This is a genomic window from Pseudomonas sp. Pseusp18, from assembly GCF_059506005.1.
Genome location: NZ_CP169240.1, coordinates 2,947,726 through 2,964,778 on the forward strand (window position 1 = coordinate 2,947,726; position 17,053 = coordinate 2,964,778).

At 59.4% G+C, this 17,053-nt stretch carries 12 protein-coding genes and 1 pseudogene; 5 read left to right on the forward strand and 8 right to left on the reverse strand.

Features of this window, described 5'->3' with window-relative positions:
• Window positions 1–3: 3 nt before the first annotated feature.
• Window positions 4–1,950, reverse strand: coding sequence for an acyltransferase family protein (locus ACEN9A_RS13280; protein ID WP_258673942.1), 1,947 nt, complete (start codon window positions 1,948–1,950; stop codon window positions 4–6).
• Window positions 1,951–2,048: 98 nt separating this feature from the next.
• On the opposite strand from ACEN9A_RS13280, the pseudogene ACEN9A_RS13285 reads away from it, so the two are divergent.
• Window positions 2,049–2,222 (forward strand): annotated as a pseudogene (locus tag ACEN9A_RS13285) (glycoside hydrolase family 19 protein); the annotation flags it as partial.
• A gap of 117 nt (window positions 2,223–2,339) precedes the next feature.
• Here ACEN9A_RS13285 and ACEN9A_RS13290 read toward each other — a convergent pair.
• Window positions 2,340–3,422, reverse strand: coding sequence for an NAD(P)/FAD-dependent oxidoreductase (locus ACEN9A_RS13290; protein ID WP_258673945.1), 1,083 nt, complete (start codon window positions 3,420–3,422; stop codon window positions 2,340–2,342).
• 262 nt (window positions 3,423–3,684) lie between these two features.
• Here ACEN9A_RS13290 and ACEN9A_RS13295 point away from each other — a divergent pair, with 262 nt between their 5' ends.
• Window positions 3,685–4,521, forward strand: a complete 837-nt coding sequence (locus tag ACEN9A_RS13295) for an AraC family transcriptional regulator (RefSeq protein ID WP_258673947.1) — start codon at window positions 3,685–3,687, stop codon at window positions 4,519–4,521.
• 99 nt (window positions 4,522–4,620) lie between these two features.
• On the forward strand, window positions 4,621–5,112 hold the full coding sequence (locus ACEN9A_RS13300) for a helix-turn-helix domain-containing protein (protein ID WP_064617675.1): 492 nt from the start codon (window positions 4,621–4,623) through the stop codon (window positions 5,110–5,112).
• Window positions 5,113–5,228: 116 nt separating this feature from the next.
• Here ACEN9A_RS13300 and ACEN9A_RS13305 read toward each other — a convergent pair whose 3' ends face one another.
• Together ACEN9A_RS13305 and ACEN9A_RS13310 are read right to left on the reverse strand one after the other, a co-directional pair.
• Entirely contained in the window at window positions 5,229–5,915 is a 687-nt protein-coding gene (locus ACEN9A_RS13305) for a phytanoyl-CoA dioxygenase family protein (RefSeq protein ID WP_258673951.1), read from the reverse strand.
• A gap of 108 nt (window positions 5,916–6,023) precedes the next feature.
• Window positions 6,024–6,908 carry a LysR substrate-binding domain-containing protein gene (locus ACEN9A_RS13310; protein ID WP_096480274.1) on the reverse strand — a complete coding sequence of 295 codons (885 nt, stop codon included), beginning with the start codon at window positions 6,906–6,908 and terminating at the stop codon, window positions 6,024–6,026.
• A gap of 160 nt (window positions 6,909–7,068) precedes the next feature.
• On the opposite strand from ACEN9A_RS13310, the gene ydiJ reads away from it, so the two are divergent.
• Window positions 7,069–10,098, forward strand: coding sequence for a D-2-hydroxyglutarate dehydrogenase YdiJ (ydiJ, locus tag ACEN9A_RS13315; RefSeq protein ID WP_258673953.1), 3,030 nt, complete (start codon window positions 7,069–7,071; stop codon window positions 10,096–10,098).
• A gap of 114 nt (window positions 10,099–10,212) precedes the next feature.
• Here ydiJ and ACEN9A_RS13320 read toward each other — a convergent pair whose 3' ends face one another.
• From ACEN9A_RS13320 to ACEN9A_RS13335, 4 genes are all read right to left on the reverse strand, one after another.
• Entirely contained in the window at window positions 10,213–11,325 is a 1,113-nt protein-coding gene (locus ACEN9A_RS13320) for an alkene reductase (RefSeq protein ID WP_258673955.1), read from the reverse strand.
• Window positions 11,326–11,475: 150 nt separating this feature from the next.
• Window positions 11,476–13,713 carry a xanthine dehydrogenase family protein molybdopterin-binding subunit gene (locus ACEN9A_RS13325; protein WP_258673956.1) on the reverse strand — a complete coding sequence of 746 codons (2,238 nt, stop codon included), beginning with the start codon at window positions 13,711–13,713 and terminating at the stop codon, window positions 11,476–11,478.
• Window positions 13,710–14,183, reverse strand: coding sequence for a (2Fe-2S)-binding protein (locus ACEN9A_RS13330; protein WP_258673957.1), 474 nt, complete (start codon window positions 14,181–14,183; stop codon window positions 13,710–13,712). The genes ACEN9A_RS13325 and ACEN9A_RS13330 overlap by 4 nt, the downstream gene beginning before the upstream one ends.
• Window positions 14,180–15,379 (reverse strand): cytochrome c, encoded by a 1,200-nt coding sequence (locus ACEN9A_RS13335; RefSeq protein ID WP_258673958.1) that lies wholly within the window; start codon window positions 15,377–15,379, stop codon window positions 14,180–14,182. The genes ACEN9A_RS13330 and ACEN9A_RS13335 overlap by 4 nt, the downstream gene beginning before the upstream one ends.
• A 377-nt stretch (window positions 15,380–15,756) precedes the next feature.
• On the opposite strand from ACEN9A_RS13335, the gene ACEN9A_RS13340 reads away from it, so the two are divergent.
• A complete protein-coding gene (locus tag ACEN9A_RS13340) occupies window positions 15,757–16,956 on the forward strand; it encodes an MFS transporter (RefSeq protein WP_019578778.1) in 1,200 nt (399 codons plus the stop codon).
• The last annotated feature ends 97 nt before the right edge of the window (window positions 16,957–17,053 follow it).

Genomic DNA, 17,053 nt, shown 5'->3' on the forward strand with positions numbered 1-17,053 from the left:
CCGTTAATTCAGGATGGCTGGCGTCAGCTTCTCGGCAAACATCGCGGAGCCTTCTTCGGTAAGGTGGGCTATGTCGAAGGCTGCCGGAGTGCCGTCAGGTGTTGTCAGCGGGCACTTGTACCCCGGGCACATGATGTCCATGACCGATATAAATTTGACGTCCTGTCGATTTGAGAAGCGTGGACGCATCACGTTATTGGAGTTGTCGAGAAAGGCGTGCTCGAGTTCTTCGCTCGAAAGAAAGTCCTCACGGCCTGCCTTGATTCTTTCTGCAACCATTGCTGGCACGTTGAGCTTGTAAAGCGGAGCCTCGCCAAGGATTACCAGCTTTATGCCGGTGTCTGACAGCCTGCGAATGGTTAGCTCCAATAGATCCATGGTCACGTCATTGGCTACCCAGTTTGCAGCCATAATGATTATTTCCGGTTTCTCCTTGAGGATAACCGGCAAAGCCATTTCATTAAAAGCACCGCATCTTGGGTTTGATAGAACCGTGACGCCCATGATTGGCGGGCATGATTGGGCCGTAAGAAAGCCAAGAGAATAACCTTGCTGTTTTAAAGTTTTTGATAGTCCAGAAATATACTGTGCTGCGTGACTATCGCCCCATAGCATTACCTTTTTAGTGTTGCCGCTAGGTAGGCAAGAGCTTATATCAACAATTCCTGGAGCTTGATCTGCGGTTTGAAAGCAAGTGCCGGACTTATATAGGATCTTTGTGTTGTAATTGAGATATGAGAGTGCCTTTTTGACGCGGTGGTCAGCCCCTCCAGCAAACCCTCCCTTGTAAACGGTCAGCCCTGAGATAAACACTACAGAAGCAAGCGCCACAAAAGATACGCCAAGGACTTTTTTCGGGCGCTGTATCGAGCTACGACCTCTAAACGGCCGCTCGATGTATCGGAAATTTAGGTAAGCAAGGAGCACCGAGACAGCAAATGCTGCCGCCGCGAATGTGTACTGATCAGCATACGGGAATGCCCTTTTGCCGAAAACGATAACAGGCCAATGGACCAAATAAAGCGAATAGGAAATTCTGCCTATGGACGCAAGAACTTCATTCCCCAGGACCCTTTGGGACAGGGTGTTTTTCTGCTCGCCGGCATAGATTATCAGCGCTGCCCCGATGCATGGGAGGAGCGCGGCAAGGCCTGGGAATAGGGTTGCCTTGTCATAGCCAAAAACTGCAACGCAAATGCAGATCAAGCCGAAAGCACAAGCCAAAACTGAGATGGTCTTGCTCGGCGTACTACGGCGTCCTGGCAGTGCAAGTGCGCTACCAATCAGCATCTCAAAAGCCCTGAATGGCAGAAGGTAGAACGCTGCGGACGGGTCTGTCGTCAGAAGCCATGCTGACGACGCCATGGATGCAAGCAGGAGCGAGAAAATAACGACTCGAAGGTTTCGCGACGATGCGGCCATGGCGATGGCGAGCAAAGGAAACAGGATATAAAACTGCTCTTCCACGCCGAGCGACCAAAGATGCAGCAGTGGGATCTCTGTGGCCGAAGGGCCGAAATAATTCAATGTCGCATAGAAATATATATTTGCCGAAAACAATGCGGTTGAAATTACAGACTTCGCATAGCTCACAAGCTCACTCGGGTAAAGAAGATATCCTGCGCAAATTGAGCAAGCCACAAGTACCGATAACAGTCCCGGCAAAATTCGACGAGCGCGCCGTACATAGAAATTAGTTATCGAAAAAGACCCTGCGAATGTTTCCGTGTAGATGATCTTGCTGATTAAGAAGCCAGATATCACAAAAAACACATCCACGCCGACGAAACCGCCGGGGAATAAGCCAAGCCCAAGATGAAAAATCACAACGCTCAAAACTGCAATGGCGCGCAGACCGTCAATGTCTGATCGGTACTTTAAGTGATGAGGCGTTTGTTTTAGCGAGCTTAGTTTTGAGCTGGCAATAGATGTCATCGTTGGAAATTCCATGTGTTCAGGTCTGTCTCCTGGGCGCGCACATCCTACCCGATCGAAGAATTACCGGCGACACCTTGCCGCACTACGTTTATTTATTTCGGAGAAAGCGTATGCCCATCACCGCGCAGCAACTGCTGCAGATCCTCCCGAACGCCGGCAAATAAGCCGGCGTTTTTGCGTCTGTGTTGAATTTGGCGATGGACCGATACCAGATCAATACCCGGCTGCGGATGGCGGCCTTAATTGCCCAGGTGGGGCATGAGAGCGGCCAGTTCCGCTGTGTGTGAACTTGGCGGCGACCAGTAACTGAGCAAGTACCGGTCATCCCAGAACAGCCGGGCACCATGAATATCAAGGGCTTGCATGAGGTTTCTCATGCAGGCCCTTAGTTTTTTCCGCAATCAAAAAATCTTTTCCGCAAAGAATCGCTCGGGACGACATGGGCCAAGGGCAGCAAAGGCCTTGTCGTCGATGATCTCCTCGCTGGCAAGGCGGCCCACTATCGCAGCCAGGGCAACTCCGGGATGCATGGTGCAGACGTACACCCCGCCGAGAGTGGGTAGATACCCGATGATGGGGATGCCGTCGACAGCCATCGGCCTCAGTCCGACGCGAGCCAATTCCGGCTCAATGGAAACTACGCCATGAAGTTCGTTCTGGATGGCTTTGGCGGTTCTTAGCGCTATTGCTGCTGGCTGGTTTTCCAAAGCGTCTCCCAAATAATCTTCCGCTGCCAGCAACGTACCCTCCGTGCTTTGCCTCACCTCCATTTCAGGGCTGGAGATGATGGTGTTCACGAGATGAGGTTGTGTCTTGTAGCGGATGAATATGGCAGGAGAGGCTTCTATTGGAAGGGGCGCGTTTAGCATCTGTGTCAGTTTGGTGATGCCAGCCCCTGCGGCCAGTACGACAATGTCGGCTTCGATGATGCCCGTTGCGGTTTCGACTCCCGTCACCTTCGCATTCCGAGTGGTAAAGCCGAGCACCCGAGTCTGCGTGAGAACCTTTGCCCCATGAGCCTGGGCAGCCGCGATCAAGGCATGGGTGGCCTCTACAGCATCCAGCGCACCTTCTTGTGCTGCATACAAGGCATGCTGAGGGGGATTCTTGAGGTTGGGTTCAAGGGTGGAAATCCGCGAGCGCGATACCGGTATTGCCGAAGGCTGGCAGCCTGAGGCTGGCTGCACGCCATCTGAGTTCGCGCCATAAGACAGGGAACCTGTCCAGCGTATCTTCAGGCCAGGCAGCTCCGTTTCGAGTCGGCGATACTCTTCGATTGCTGCATCACGCAACTGTGCAATGGGATCGGGCCCGTTGTGTGAAGTGTTGATCCATGCGAATGAGCTTCCAGTCACGCCGCACGCTATGCCTCCAGCCTCGACCAGAATGACATTCGCGCCCTTGCTGGTCAGGTGATACGCGAGGGACGCACCCACGATGCCCGCGCCAATGACAACAACTCTTTTGTCCGTGCCATCTCTCATATCAGCCTCCGTTCTGTTGACCCAAGGACGATACGCCATGCTCACCCAGTGACCGCGAGGTAAAGCCAGCGCAATACCAATTGGATATGGCCAAGACAGCAGTGAATATCAAGGGGGAGGAGCGCTTTGGTCTGGTCGTGCCGTGTTGGGAAGGTATATATGATAATGATGCACCCATTGTTACCGATATTCGCCATCCGCCGCTCAGAACTGCCCCGACGAGGCTATTGCAGCGGTCCACTGTTATTAAGGGGGCTGCTTTATGGCCTATATGTCGTCCAAGCTCAGTGGTCAGTCGCCCGAAATGTTTCACTTGGAGACTAGCGACACCAGTGGCTACGCCGTGGATTGGCACGCCCACGACTGTCATATGCTGCTCTTACCACGCCAGGGTGGGCTGTTCCTGTCGACCGAAAGCAGCCAGACTTCTCACGTTTCGCCCCGGTTGTTTTCCTTTGTGCCGGCAGACTTTGCACACGCAACCCAAGCGGCTCCGGGGCGGGAGAAACATATGACCTTGTATGTCGATCCCTCTTACATCAAACATCAAGGACAGATGAACGGTTACCGCGGTTTCGCCAAACAGGTAAATCGATCGGGGATCTGGCAAGGAACCGAGGCGCTGGAAAGTATCTTGCGCCTGTACGACCAACTGCAAGGCAGTGCATCTGCGCAGGCCTTTAAGCGCCAATTACCCCATCTCAATCATCTGCTCTTCGAGGAGTGCGCGCGGGTTATCGCTTGTCAGCAGACACTGCCGCAGCCGAGTGAACATCAACAGCAGGCGACGCTGGTTCGCGACATACAGCGCTACATTCAGGAGAATCTGGAAACAGATTTGGATATTGAGTCGATTGGGCATGAGTTCCACCTGTCACGGCGTCACCTTACTCGTATCTTCAAAGACATTACGGGCGAAACCCTGCTGGATTTCACCAACCGCACCCGAGTGGAAACGGCCGCCCGGCTTGTTTCATGCACTTCACTATCGATCCTCGAAGTCAGCCTCGCGGTAGGCCTGGACTCCCCCTCATACCTTGCTCGACTGTTCAAGCGCCACCTGGGTCTAACCCCAAGCGGGCTACGCAAACCCCGCTAACGATCTGGCCCAAACGGGCGCATGGACGGCCCGATCAAGCGCTTTCGCTAAAATGATGCTGGCCACAATAGACCTCGTCTCCAACATTGAGAGGTCACAATGAACGACGTGGACGTTGTAGAAGTCTTCAAGTCCAGCCAGGGAGGCGACAAACGGGTATCCATCGCAATCGGTGCCGCCGGGCTTGGCGCTGAGCCGATCATGACGATGGCATGCGCCAATCTGCGACTCATAGCGACCAATAACGGGCCGGGCAGACTGAGTTATTGGCAGGAGCGAAAAGCAAAAGAAGTCATGATGGAAAACCTTGATTGCGGCATTCAGGTTTCGGCCGTAGCCAAGGAGTGTTCCTTGTCACGAAGTCACTTCTCCCGAGCTTTCAAGAATGCTACGGGCCACTCCCCACGTGATTGGCTTCAGCTTGCAAGATTAACCCGAGCGAAAGAATTCCTTGAGCAAACTGATTTTTCTATTTCTCAAGTGGGGTTGGAGTGCGGGTTTGCTGATCAAGCCCATTTCACCCGAATGTTCTCCAGTAAATTCAATATGCCCCCAGGAAAGTGGCGGACACAAAAAAAGTCCCAGCTGTAGGGGTGGATCCCCCCTGGAGAATCCATCAAGGCCACCACACCCGTCCGATTGTCAGTTGGACGGGTGTGGTGGGGGCTGCCATTGATGGCAGGCACTCCTTGTTGGTTTTCGGTCCGCTATTCTTGATGGCTTGAGCAGGCAAAATCCGAAGGGTCGAACCGATCGGTCGTGTCCATCCGGATACTGCGCAGGCTCACCGTTTCCAGGTGTGACGCGTATAAAGGCTCCGAAAAATAGCTGATCAGGATGGAGCGACGGCGTGCGCCGATCGAGTTCAGACTGCCCGCATGCACTAAATCGGCATCAAACACCAGGATGTCTCCAGCAGAGCCTGAAAGCTGCACAGACCGGGACTCGTCATTGAAGTCGAACGGCGGCGCTTCCTGGTCAGGGCGATGGCTGCCGGGGACGATACGTGTTGCGCCGTTCTCAGGGCCATAATCGTCGAAGTAAGCAATGGCGTTCACAATGTCGCCTGGCCGTTGGGCCGACAAGTCGCGGTGCAGCAGCTGATGACCGCCACCAGCAAGGGGCTCGCGACCCTCCACCTGCGAGAGGAAAAACCGTTCTCCGATCAGCTCACCAACCACCGTCAGCAGCTCCGGCAAACGACACACCGCCTGAATCTTCGAATCAGAATCCAACAGCGAATGACGCCAATCCATGCCGCGCGGCACTGGCCATTGGTCCGCCGGCTTCACGCCCGCATCGAACACGGCACGAAGGTCACCCAGCCACTCGGTCGGGATCGCTCGACGGAGCAGCGCAAAGCCATCTCGATGGAGTTGTTCGCGGTCAGTCATGGATTCCTCAATTCCCTTGCCACCAACGCATCAAAAATCCTGCAGTTGCGCGCGCAACTGATGGACATCATAGAAGAACAAAGTGGACAGCCTGTTCTTTGCGCTCGTTCAGATCTGTTCCAGCAACCAGGTACGGAACGCGATAAGCGATGGCAGCATTTCGTTGCGCGGCGGGTAGGTCAGGTAGTAGCTGCGCTGGCTGGCGAACGGCTGGTCGAGGCTGATCAGCTCTGCGTTGGCCAACTCGTCGGCCACTAGAATACGTGGCACCAAACCGATGCCGATGCCGGCCCTGACGGCCTGGATCAAGTGCGAGGTGAGTTCGAAACTCGGCCCCAGCCGCATCATTCGATGGGGCAGGCCGTGGTGGCTGAACCACTCGCCCCAGACGTTGGCGTTGTTTGCGACGTTGAGCAGTGTCTGTGCGCCAATGCGCTCCGGCGTCCAGGCGTCATGGAGCTCGGCCACTTCTGGAGAAATGATCACCATCAGTTCTTCGGTGTGCAGGCGATGGCTGATCAGGCCCGGCAAATCGGCATTGCCGACGACGATCGCGGCATCGATACCGCTGGTTTCGAAGTCGATGGCGTCGATCCGGGAATTGATGTGCACCAGCATGCCGGGATGGGTTTTGTAGAAGTCATGAAGGCGCGGCAATAACCACTTCGAGCCGAAGGTCGGCAAGGTGGCCAGGCGCAAGGTGCCGCTGCCGGATTGGTAAGCCATGGCTTGCAGCGTGGCGCTGCGGATGCGTCCGAGCGCTTCGCTCATTTCCCGTTGGTAGAGACGACCGACATCGGTCAACTGCACTTGCCGGCCTTCACGGCGAAACAGCGTCAGGCCCAGTTGCTGTTCCAGCGCCTGGACTTGCCGGCTCACGGCGCTTTGGGTCAGAGACAGTTCCATCGCGGCGCGGGTGTAGCTTTCATGGCGGGCGGCGGCCTCAAAGGCCAGCAGCAACGACATCGAGGGCGTGAGGTGACGGTAATTCATTCGTAAAAGTCATCGATAGCGGCAGGATTATCCGTTTGTCCGGCGCCAGAGCCTACAGGATCATTGGCGTAGCCGACGACCTGAGGCTGACCCATTAATGCTCAGGCGACAAGTGTTTTGATTTTTTCCCATGATTAGACCGACAAGAGAACAGCCTGCGATGATCGCTCAGTTGCCCACCGTTGCACTCGCGGCAGACTATCCGGAATTTCTTCAGGCCCTGCGCGCCAGCGGCTTTCGTGGCCAGCTCAGCGCCGATTACGCCACCCGTACCGTGCTGGCGACCGACAACTCGATTTACCAGCGCCTGCCGCAAGCGGCGGTGTTCCCCATGGACGCGGACGACATCGCACGCATCGCGACCTTGATGGCCGAACCACGCTTTCGCCAGATCAAGCTGACCCCGCGAGGTGGCGGCACGGGCACCAACGGCCAGTCATTGACCGATGGCATCGTGGTCGACTTGTCGCGGCACATGAACACCATCCTCGAAATCAACGTCGCCGAGCGTTGGGTGCGGGTGCAGGCGGGCGTGGTCAAGGACCAGCTGAATGCCGCGCTCAAACCCCATGGGCTGTTCTTCGCCCCGGAGCTGTCGACGTCCAACCGCGCCACCGTCGGCGGCATGATCAACACCGATGCCAGCGGCCAGGGGAGTTGCACCTACGGCAAGACCCGCGATCACGTGCTGGAACTGCACAGTGTGCTGCTCGGTGGCGAGCGCCTGCACAGCCGGCCTCTGTCCGACGCGGAGCTGGAAGTGGCCTGCACGCAACCCGGCCGCATCGGCGAGGTGTACCGGACGGCGCGGCACATTCAGGAAAGCCAGGCCGACCTGATCGAGTCGGTATTCCCCAAACTCAACCGCTGCCTGACCGGTTACGACCTGGCGCACCTGCGCGACGAGCACGGGCGTTTCAACCTCAACAGTGTGCTGTGCGGTGCGGAAGGTTCGTTGGGCTACATCGTCGAAGCCAAGCTCAACGTGCTGCCGATTCCCAAGTATTCGGTGTTGGTGAACGTGCGCTACAGCAGCTTCATGGATGCGTTGCGCGACGCCAATGCGTTATTGGCGCACAAACCGTTGTCCATCGAAACCGTGGACTCCAAAGTGTTGATGCTGGCGATGAAAGACATCGTTTGGCACAGCGTCGCCGAGTACTTCCCGACGGACGCAGAGCGCGCGACGCTGGGTATCAATCTGGTGGAGTTCAGCGGGGAAGACCTGACAGACGTGAATGCTCGCGTGGCGTCGTTCGTGGAGCATCTGCAGGCCGACACGACGATTGAGCGACTGGGCCACACCCTGGCCGAAGGGGCCGAAGCCGTGACCCGCGTATACACCATGCGCAAACGCTCGGTCGGGCTGCTGGGTAACGTCGACGGTGAGGTTCGCCCGCAGCCTTTCGTCGAAGACACCGCCGTGCCGCCGGAGAAACTGGCTGACTACATCGCTGAGTTCCGCGCCTTGCTGGATAGCCATGGCCTGGCCTATGGCATGTTCGGTCACGTCGATGCCGGTGTGTTGCATGTACGTCCGGCGCTGGATATGAAAGATCCGGCCCAGGCCGCTCTGGTCAAGCCGATTTCCGATGCCGTGGCCGAGCTGACCCGGCGTTATGGGGGGCTGCTGTGGGGTGAGCACGGCAAAGGTTTGCGTTCGGAATATGTCCCCGAGTTTTTTGGCGAGCTGTACCCGGCGCTGCAATCGCTCAAGGGGGCGTTCGACCCGCACAATCAGCTCAATCCCGGCAAGATCTGCACTCCGCCGGACGCCGCCCAAGGCTTGCTCAAGGTCAACGAAGTCACGCTGCGTGGTGACCTGGACCGGCAAATCGACGAGCGCGTCTGGCAAAGCTTCGGCACCGCCGTGCACTGCAACGGTAACGGCGCCTGCTACAACTACGATCCCAACGATGCGATGTGCCCGTCGTGGAAAGCCACCCGTGAACGCCAGCATTCACCAAAGGGCAGGGCCTCATTGATTCGCGAGTGGTTGCGTCTGCAAGGCGCGGCGAATATCGATGTGCTGCAAGCGGCCCGAGGCAAGTTGTCGTGGCTGAGCGGGTTGCCAACGCGGTTGCGTAATAACCTGGCGCGCTCGCGTGGCGAGGCGGATTTCTCCCATGAGGTCTACGACGCGATGGCGGGGTGTCTGGCCTGTAAATCCTGTGCGGGACAATGCCCGGTCAAGGTCAACGTGCCGGAATTCCGTTCGCGATTTCTGGAGCTGTACCACGGTCGTTATCAACGCCCGCTGCGCGACTATTTGATCGGCTCGCTGGAGTTCACCCTGCCTTACATGGCCTACGCGCCAGGTTTGTACAACGCGGTGATGAGCTCGAAATGGGTGAGCCGTCTGCTTGAGCGACAGGTCGGTATGCTCGACAGTCCGTTGATCAATCGCCATAACCTGCAGGCCACGCTGACCCGCTGCAAGGTCGCTGTCGCCAGTGTGCCAGCCTTGCGCGAGCTCACTGTCGCGCAACGTGAGCGCAGCGTGGTGCTGGTGCAGGACGCCTTCACCCGGTACTTCGAAACCCCGTTGCTGGCGAGCTTCATTCAGTTGGCGCATCAGCTGGGTTATCGGGTGTTTCTGGCGCCCTACAGCGCCAACGGCAAGCCTTTGCATGTGCAGGGTTTCCTCGGTGCATTCGCCAAGGCGGCGATCCGCAACGCCCATCAGCTCAAGGCGCTCGCCGACTGTGGAGTGCCGCTGGTGGGGCTGGACCCGGCAATGACCCTGGTCTACCGCCAGGAATATCAGAAAGTACCGGGGCTCAACGATTGCCCAAAGGTCCTGCTACCCCAGGAATGGCTCTGCGATGCGTTGCCGGAAAATCCGCATCCGGCGACTGATACATTCCGTTTGTTGGCGCACTGCACCGAGAAAACCAATGTCCCGGCCAGCACTTCGCAATGGGAAACCGTTTTTGCCCGACTCGGGCTCAAGCTGACGACTGAGGCGACCGGCTGCTGCGGCATGTCCGGAACCTACGGTCATGAAGCCCGAAACCAGGACACCTCGCGGACCATTTTCGAGCAGTCATGGGCCGGCAAGCTGGACAAAAAAGGTGAGGCGCTGGCGACGGGATACTCCTGCCGCAGTCAGGTGAAGCGCTTTGCCAACACGCAATTGCGCCATCCACTGGAGGTTGTGCTGGAGCGCATTGTTCAGCCAGTTCGCTGATGCAAACGCTGCGGCTGATTGCACGCAGCATCAGTTCCTTGGCGCGGCGCTCCTGCCCGTCGGACGAGGCGTCCACGGGCGCGCCAAGGTGCATTGATGGTCTGGATTCACCTGTCAGGAGTGAGCCGGGTAATCCACGTATCCACGCTGATCGCCACCGAAGAAGGTGCTCGGATCCGGCGCATTGAGCGACAACCCGTCGCGAATTCGTCGTGGCTGATCAGGGTTGGCCAGAAACGGTCTGCCGAACGCGATGATGTCCGCGCGGCCGTCGATCAAGGCCTGTTCCGCTGTCTCGGGGTCGTAGCCACCGGCGATCATCAGCACGCCGTCCCACGCTGCACGCAGTTGGCCGATGATTGCATCCCAGCGCGGATCGAAGTTCTCGTCCTTGACGGTGCCGACGACGGCAGGCTCGACGAGGTGCAGGTAGGCCAGATTCCACTGGTTCAACGAACGTACGATGTGGCCGAACGTAGCTTGCGGCGTCTCATCGCCCATGCCCATGAAGCGTCCCATCGGCGTGAGGCGTACCCCCACGCGCTGCGCACCGACTTCGTCGACGACGGCAGCAACCACTTCCAATAACAGGCGCGCACGGTTTTCCAGGCTACCTCCGTAGCTATCCTCGCGCTGGTTACTGTTGCTGTTGATGAACTGATCCAACAGATAGCCGTTGCCGGCGTGAATTTCCACGCCATCCATTCCGGCACTCAGCGCATTGCGCGCGGCCCTGCGGTAGTCGTTGATGATGTCAGCGATCTCCGAGGTTTCCAGTGCCCGCGGAACCGGCACATCGCCCCAGACACCGTTGCCATCCGCGTCGACGATGAACGTCTTGCCCGGCACGGGTAATGCGCTCGGGGCCACTGGAAGGGCATTGTCAGGCTGGAAACTTGGGTGCGACACGCGGCCCACGTGCCAGAGTTGCATGAAGATCAAACCGCCGGCCTCGTGCACCTGGCTGCTGACTTCGCGCCAGGCCTGTACCTGCTCATCGCTGTAGATTCCCGGGGTCCAGGCATAGCCTTGGCCCTGTCGGGAGATTTGCGTCGCCTCGGTGATGATCAATGCGGCGCTCGCACGCTGACGGTAATATTCGGCGTTCATGGCCGTCGGGACATCGCCCGGTTGCCCGGCACGAGAGCGTGTCAACGGCGCCATCGCCACTCGGTGCGGGAGTGTGTATGGCCCCAATGCGATGGGTTGGAACAGTTGCTGCGTCATAGAATTTCTCCGGGTGTCGAAAAGAGGGAGCAGGGCGGCGATGGACGTTTGGCCAGGCACCGTATGGCCGTAAGTTAATCCGCTGCATGCCGCTTGATAATCCGCATCAGCCTCTACGCTGCATTGCGTGAAACGCAACGCTGCGCAGGGTCAGGACGGTTGCTCCGAGCGGGTCAAAGGAAGGTTCAGCCAGCGTCGGCCGGTAGCGTTCGCCACGGCATTGCCGAGGGCGGCGGCCATCGGTCCCTGGACGATTTCGGCGGCGCCGAGAAACGGCTGTCCCGGTTGGTCGAGCAGGTGCACGTCGACCTTTTTCGGCACCTGCGAAAAGCGCAGGATCGGGTAGCCACTCCAGTCGTAGCTGCGTATGCCCCCGGCGTCATAGGCGACTTTTTCATACAGCGTCCAGCTGGTGGACTGCACGATCCCGCCTTCCACCTGGTTGCGCAGGCCATCGGGATTGACGATTTGCCCGACGTCTACCGCCGTGACGACGTGATCGACCTGCACCTCGCCGGTCTGCGGATGTACGCGCAAGCGCACCGCGATCGCGCAATAGCCCATGATGTTTTTATAGCGGGCAAACGCAAAGCCGATGCCCGCGCCGGGTTCGCTGCTTTTTTGCGACCAGCCGATGGCGTCGCGCACGCGCTCCACCACGGCCCGCGCCCGGGGATCCGCCAGATGGGCAAGGCGCAAGGCCACCGGATCGCTCCCGGCCCTGGCGGCAAGCTCATCGATGCACGCCTCGATCGCGAAGATGTTGATGTGCGCGCCCAGCGAGCGCATGGCAGAGGTGCGAAACGGCATCTCAGTGACGAAGTTCATGTTGATGCGCGTGGATGCCAGCGTGTACAGCGGCACGGCATTGCGATCGCCGTCGCCTTCAGGTTGAGCGATGGGCACCGAAGGCGCGGAGGTGAACGGTCGGGCCAGCAGTCGCGCCGGCAGCAGCCGGCCCGCGTTGACGATGCGTTCGTTATGCGGCGTGGTCCACAGTTCATAATTCCAGTCCTGCAGTCGACCTTGAGCATCAAGATTGGCCTGCACTTCAGTCACCATCGCCGAGCTGTAGGGTTCCCAGAGATTTTCCTGCTCGCGCATCCACTGCACCCGCACCGGCGTGCCCGGTATTCGCATGGCAATCAACGCCGCGTCGGCCGCTGCATCGTCTGCGCCGTTGTGGCCGTAACAACCGGACCCTTCGGTGTGGATACAGCGAACGCGCTCGGGCGGTAGCCGCAGCATTTCGGCGATCCCGGCGCGCAGCGGATACACGCCTTGGGTGTGGGTCCAGACGGTGAGGGTGCCGTCCTTGAACCAGGCCACGGCGCAGGACGGGCCGATGGATCCGTGCATCAGGTATTGCTTGGTCACGCGCGCTCGATAGCGATTGTCGGTCGCTTCCTGTGGCGTGCCCTCATGGCTGATCGGGTAGCGGCGTGAAGGCAGGCGCTCGAGCAATGTGTGGACGTCCCGTGACTCGGGTATCGCTTGTCCACCGCTCCAGTGCGCCGATTCATATCCGTGGCGCATGGCCTTGATCGCTTGCCATTCATCACGCGCCACCACGGCAAGGTAATTGCCGTCGCGAATCACCTGCACAACCCCGGACAACGTTTTGATCGACTCCGCGTCGAAGGCTTCCAGCGTGCAACCGGGACGAGGAGGGCGAATGACCCGAGCGTGCAGCATGCCCGGCAGACGAATGTCCTGAACAAATGCAGGGCCTCCGCTGACTTTTGCCGGAATATCCAGTCGTTGCAGCGAATGACCGATCAGCTTGAAGCCCGTCGCTGGCATTGCCGGCGATTCGGACTTGGCATAGAGGTGCAGATCGACGTTTTTGACGGCGTCAGCGTAGGACATTCGTTGTCCGGCAGGGCCGTGAATGACGCCCTCCTGCGTCGTCAACAGTGGCGGTGCCACCTCCCAGCTGCGCCCGGCCGACTGCAGCAATAACTCACGCACCTGCGCCGCCGCGTTGAACAACGCGGTGCCGCTGTCGAAAATGCTGTGGCTGCCGGCGGTGTAGCCTTCGTTGGGCGTCAGTGCAGTGTCGGCCGTCAGCAGGTTGATCGCCGTCGGCGAAACCTCCAGACGTTCGGAGGCAATTTGCAGCAAGGCTGTTTTGACGCCAGTGCCCAATTCGACCTTGCCGGTGTAGACAGTGATGCCTTCAGGGCCCACGCGGATCCACGCATCGAGGTAGGGATTGGTGCGCAGGCTGCCGGGCAGATCAGGTGCCAGCACCACCGTGCCGAGCGTATCCACTTCGGTATCGGCCCATGCACGACGCGCCGCCGGCACCAGGGTAAACGCCACCAGCAAGGCACCCCCACGCAAGAAAGCCCGGCGACTGTGGTCAACTTTGTTCTCCATCGTCATCTCGCGCTCCCGTTTTGCCCGGCCACCAGGCTGATTGCCTCGATAATCCGCAGGTGGGTGCCGCAACGACACAGGTTGCCTGCCATGTGCTCGCGAATGGTCTGTTCGTCCGGGTGCGGATTGCTCTCCAGCAATGACTGCGCGCGCATCAGCATGCCGGCGATGCAGTAGCCGCATTGGGCCGCCTGTTTATCGATAAAGGCTTTTTGCAAAGGACCGGGACGTTCGGCGGTACCGAGGCTTTCAACCGTTCGAACCTTCTTGCCTTCAAGGCCCGCGCAGGGCGTCACGCAAGAAAAGACCGGCTTGTCATCGACGATGACCGTACAGGCGCCGCACTGGCCCAAACCACACCCGTACTTGGCGCCGTTCAGCCCCAGATGATTGCGCAGCGCATAGAGCAGCGGCATGTCAGGTTCCAGCTCCAAGGCTTGGGCCGAGCCGTTGACGTTGAGCGTGACTTGGGTCATTTCGTCTCCTGACGGATCGCTTCAATAGTGGAAGAAAGCTCTGTCCAGGGTTGGTCAGGCCTGGCTTGCTGGCGCAGGTATGACGCCAGGGCTATGAGTTGAACGTTGTCCAGGCTGGCGGCAAACGGCGGCATGACCGGTCCGGGCACGCCCGGAGTTGCCGGCACACCTTCGAGCACGGTTTTCAGGAAATTGCGTGCGCTTGGGGCTTGCAGTGCCGAGGTGCGATCCAGCGCCGGACGCCCGTCGATCTCGCGCATCGGCGCCGCAGGGGCATGACAACCGGCGCAGGCACTGGCGAACAGCAGGGCGCCGCTGGTCTGGTCCAAGGTCTCAACGCTCCCGGCGCCGGGTTGGATTTCGGTGATCGCAGCCTTGGTTTGCAGGCTCAGCAAATACTCGGCAATCGCCTCCGCGTCACTGACCGGCAAGCAAGCCAGACTGAGGCTGACCGGGCGCATCGGGCCTGCGGCTGTGCCGTGCCCATCCACCACTTCTGCCCGCAGATAGCGGACCAACTGTTCAGTGCTCCACGGGTTTGCGCGACGGGCCATGCCGAGCAGCGAAGGCGCCTCCCAGCCATCCACCTCACCGCCCGCGAAGCTTTCGCCGGACTGCTCGGCACCGATCAGGTTCAACGGTGAATGGCAGCCCGCGCAGTGGCCGGGGCCTTCAACCAGATAACGTCCGCGATTCCACGCTTCAGATTGCTGCACTACAGGTGTCAGCGGCTTTGCATGCAGAAACAGCAGATTCCAGAACGACACCAGCGGCCGGAGGTTCATCGGGAAATTCATGCGGTTTTGCATGGCCGGTGAGTTCACGGCAGGGCCGCTCATCAAGTACGCATACGCGTCGGCAATGTCGCCTTCGCTCATGCGCCGGTAGTGCACGTACGGGAAGGCGGGGTACAGGAAGTGGCCATCGCGGGCGATCCCTTCACGCATCGCCCGCTCGAACGCCGGCAGTGACCATTGGCCGATACCGGTCTGCGGGTCGGGTGTGATGTTGGTGCTGTAGAGCGTACCGAACGGCGTCACCAGCGGCAGCCCGCCTGCCATGTATTGACCGCCCGGACGCGTATGGCACACCGCACAATCGCCTGCTTCGACCACCCGCGCACCACGCTGCAATTGCGCGGCATCGAACGTTCGCGGGCGCTCAATCGGTGCTATCGCCGGGCGCCACATCAGCATCGCTGCGCCGATTGCGCCTATCGAAGCGAGGACGGCTGCGCTGATCCAGAGGGGACTGGATCTCAGGAAGTTGCCCTTCATGAGGATTTGCAACGCGAGAGACGCGCAGTGCGCATCGAGGATGGATTCGGGGTCATGAACAGCTCCTTGAGCAACCGGGGAAGGGCGCTGATGGAGTGCCCTGCGCCAAGTGCCCAAGGGTAGAGAAGGCGCAAGCGCCGGAGTATTGCCACGTCGCGCAATAGCGCTTTGCGCCAACAGCAACGCCGGGGTCGTTGCGGATGGCGCATCACTCCATTGCCGGTGGCATGGATTCTCTGCATCGACCCGTGCCCTTAGCCTTGGCATCACTTTCCCGAACTCAACGAGGTGTCATCATGCTCACGGGTAACCCCGCAGCAGCGGCCAAGGCCGAACAGCCTGCTTCACTCTCCGGCCTGATGGTCGCGTTCCTGGCATTTTGCTGCGGCGCGGTCGTGGCCAACCTCTATTACGCCCAGCCGATTGTCGAATTGATCGCGCCGCAGATCGGCCTGTCCAGCGCCAATGCCAGCCTGATCGTTTCACTCACACAGTTTGGTTATGCGCTGGGTCTGCTGTTGCTGGTGCCGCTGGCCGACCTGATGGAAAACCGGCGCCTGGTCGTGGGTTTCACCCTCGCGGCGAGCGTTACGCTGTTGTGTGCCGGGCTGACGCACTCGCCGTCGATGTTCCTCGTATTTTCCTTGCTGATCGGCCTTACTTCGGTTGCGGTGCAGATTCTGGTGCCATTGGCGGCGCATCTGGCACCCGAAGCCACGCGCGGTCGTGTGGTGGGAAATATCATGAGCGGGCTGCTGCTGGGCATTCTGTTGTCGCGTCCGCTGTCCAGCCTGCTGGTGGAAGTGTTCGGCTGGCGCGGGGTGTTTTACAGCGCGGCGGCACTGATGGCCGTCATCGCCCTGATCACCGCGGCTGCGCTGCCGCGCCGTGTGCCGACGCATCAGGCGACTTATGCCGCGCTGATCGGCTCGGTGTTTACCCTGGCTCGTCGCCATCCGGTGCTGCGTCAACGTTCGTTGTACCAAGGGTTGTTGTTCGCAAGCTTTAGCCTGTTCTGGACGCTTGCGCCGATTGAGCTGATGCGTCACCACGGTTTCAGCCAGGCGCAGGTGGCGATTTTTGCCCTGGTCGGAGCGGTAGGTGCAGTCGCTGCGCCGATTGCCGGACGCTTGGCCGATGCCGGCCACGGCCACCGCGGAACACTGGTCGCACTGCTGCTGGCACCGGCTTCATTGTTGATCGCTGCGCTGCCCGGCAGCAGCTACTTGTGGCTGGTGGTGTGTGCGGTGCTGCTGGATTTCGCCGTGCAACTGAACATGGTGCTGGGCCAACGCGAGGTGTACGCCATCGACCCGCACAGCCGGGCACGACTCAACGCCGTGTACATGACCAGCATCTTCGTTGGCGGTGCCTTGGGATCGCTGGTGGCGAGCCCGCTCTACGAACACTTCGGCTGGAACCTGTCTGCCGCATCGGTGGCATTGCTCCCGACCCTGGCTTTGGTGATGTTCCTCGGTCGCAAGGCCAATGCCTGAGCGCCAGGCGCCGGGGAATCCGGTGAAGCACCGTCATACAAGACGGTTGGCGAACGGTGATGCACAATCACCACCGTTCCCTTTTGACCGGATTCCG

What these genes read in the sequence shown, in the direction of transcription:
- ACEN9A_RS13320 (WP_258673955.1), bottom strand. Translation starts at nt 11,325, where the DNA reads ATGACGCAGCAACTGTTCCAACCCATCGCATTGGGGCCATACACACTC.
- ACEN9A_RS13280 (WP_258673942.1), bottom strand. Translation starts at nt 1,950, where the DNA reads ATGGAATTTCCAACGATGACATCTATTGCCAGCTCAAAACTAAGCTCG.
- ACEN9A_RS13325 (WP_258673956.1), bottom strand. Translation starts at nt 13,713, where the DNA reads ATGACGATGGAGAACAAAGTTGACCACAGTCGCCGGGCTTTCTTGCGT.
- ACEN9A_RS13330 (WP_258673957.1), bottom strand. Translation starts at nt 14,183, where the DNA reads ATGACCCAAGTCACGCTCAACGTCAACGGCTCGGCCCAAGCCTTGGAG.
- ACEN9A_RS13295 (WP_258673947.1), top strand. Translation starts at nt 3,685, where the DNA reads ATGGCCTATATGTCGTCCAAGCTCAGTGGTCAGTCGCCCGAAATGTTT.
- ACEN9A_RS13335 (WP_258673958.1), bottom strand. Translation starts at nt 15,379, where the DNA reads ATGCTGATGTGGCGCCCGGCGATAGCACCGATTGAGCGCCCGCGAACG.
- ACEN9A_RS13340 (WP_019578778.1), top strand. Translation starts at nt 15,757, where the DNA reads ATGCTCACGGGTAACCCCGCAGCAGCGGCCAAGGCCGAACAGCCTGCT.
- ydiJ (WP_258673953.1), top strand. Translation starts at nt 7,069, where the DNA reads ATGATCGCTCAGTTGCCCACCGTTGCACTCGCGGCAGACTATCCGGAA.
- ACEN9A_RS13310 (WP_096480274.1), bottom strand. Translation starts at nt 6,908, where the DNA reads ATGAATTACCGTCACCTCACGCCCTCGATGTCGTTGCTGCTGGCCTTT.
- ACEN9A_RS13290 (WP_258673945.1), bottom strand. Translation starts at nt 3,422, where the DNA reads ATGAGAGATGGCACGGACAAAAGAGTTGTTGTCATTGGCGCGGGCATC.
- ACEN9A_RS13305 (WP_258673951.1), bottom strand. Translation starts at nt 5,915, where the DNA reads ATGACTGACCGCGAACAACTCCATCGAGATGGCTTTGCGCTGCTCCGT.
- ACEN9A_RS13300 (WP_064617675.1), top strand. Translation starts at nt 4,621, where the DNA reads ATGAACGACGTGGACGTTGTAGAAGTCTTCAAGTCCAGCCAGGGAGGC.